Annotated in this window: 3 protein-coding genes; all 3 read right to left on the reverse strand. The window is 54.9% G+C overall.

All coding sequences use genetic code 11. The features are described from left to right. Positions 1-171 precede the first annotated feature (171 nt). Complete coding sequence (locus P0645_RS19180) at positions 172-729, reverse strand: polymorphic toxin-type HINT domain-containing protein (RefSeq protein WP_284166158.1); 558 nt, start codon at positions 727-729, stop codon at positions 172-174. Positions 730-751: 22 nt separating this feature from the next. Continuing rightward, positions 752-1114, reverse strand: a complete 363-nt coding sequence (locus tag P0645_RS19185; RefSeq protein ID WP_284166159.1) for a hypothetical protein — start codon at positions 1112-1114, stop codon at positions 752-754. Further along, on the reverse strand, positions 1099-1648 hold a 550-nt coding region (locus tag P0645_RS19190), incomplete at its 5' end, for a polymorphic toxin-type HINT domain-containing protein (protein ID WP_284166160.1). The genes P0645_RS19185 and P0645_RS19190, both read right to left, overlap by 16 nt.

A 1648-nucleotide genomic window follows, 5' to 3' on the forward strand; every position in this document is an offset into this window, starting at 1 on the left:
GTGGGCTGATAATGAAGGGGAAAGGGGCTATCTTTCCTCAAGGGTGACTTATGCAACAATGCCTTCGCGAGCAAACAAAGTTAGGTCTGCTTCTTTTCGGAAGACATGATTGCACACATATACTGCAGTGCTAGTTGGTATTTCCCGAATCTTCATTCTAGGTTCCTACTATTACCGTCCAAGAAGCTTGAAGAAGTCCAAGATACTCTTAGTACCCTTCTTTAGATTGCAGGTTCTGCAGGCACAGGCAATGTTTCGAATATCCTTACTCGTCCCACCACCCTTGTAGCTGTCGATATGGTCAAATTGGAGACTGTTTGGAAAGCCAGGCAGGTCAGTTAACCCAGTCCCGCAGTATTCGCATTTCCCTCCAGCAATACACTTGGCTTTCTTGACCACATCAACGGGGATATATCGGCTATTATGCCCCCACGCCTCCAGCTCACCCGCGAAGTAGGTGTGGGCACCGGCGATCTCGAGATTGTGGACGATCCTCGGCGTTGCGTCCAGCTCCCGCGAGACGACCGTGATCACCCCGCCGTCCGCATCCACGATCCGGTCGCCGACCGCCAGTTCCCCGGCCTGCACCCAGCCCCGGCCCTCGACGTAGAGCGGATGCTCCGCCGTCACCCCGAGACGTGAGCTCTGCCCCGACGCCTCCAGCCCCAGCCAGACCACATCCATCGCCTGCCGACCCATCAGCGCGGTTACGAGTTCGCCCTCGCGCACGTGGGGCAGTTAAATTAACTTACTACGTAGTGTCGTGTTCGCTGAGGTAGTCAGCAAGAAGCCCTGTCTCTCCTGTGTCATAGTCACGAATTACAATATTGCGTTCATCATCCCAACTCAACGCCACTCGGACCACATAGGCTGATGAAAATCTAGCTAGTTGTTCCGGCCCAGCATCATCAAACCTTTTGTCCTTTCGGTTTGAAATCTGATCAACTCGCTGTGGTAACGGAACATCGATGCAATATTCAGCCACATTGCCCCAGAGGCCTTTTTCATAGGCATATCGTAGAGCGACTTTTTTCTCAGAGAATACGCCGATCGGTTGATATGAATGCCCAGTATAAAACACGAACACCCGACTTCCTTTTACCGATTGTGCCATCTATACCACTTCATGATTTTTTTCGTAGTTTTCCGTATTAGGCCTTTGTTGCAGCCGACGATTTTCTTCTGCTTCTTGTTTAGAGTATCGCCTAATATAGGCTTTCCGTTCTGTCCCACCCGGGATGTCTGTCCTCCTGCAGTCACATTCACATGAACCGGCGGGTGTTCAACTTGGACTCCAGGTAGCGGACAAATGTTTCCGAAGTTATGATCAAGGCCCGGCGCTATCTGCCGCGGAGGAAGGGTCGGTGCAGTACTATTATGCCCCCAAGCCTCCAGCTCGCCCGCGAAGTAGGTATGCGCGCCTGCGACCTCGAGATTGTGCACCAAGGTCGGCCGGTCGTCCAGCTCCGCCGAGACGACCGTGATCACCCCGCCGTCCGCGTCTACGATCCGGTCGCCGGGGGCGAGTTCGCCCGCCTGCACCCAGCCCCGGCCCTCGACATAGAGCGGATGCTCCGCCGTCACGCCGAGACGTGAGCTCTGCCCCGACGCCTCCAGCCCCAGCCAGACCACATCCGTCGCCTGACGC

It is taken from the genome of Frigidibacter sp. SD6-1 (genome assembly GCF_030143255.1).
Lineage (GTDB): Bacteria > Pseudomonadota > Alphaproteobacteria > Rhodobacterales > Rhodobacteraceae > TMP-24.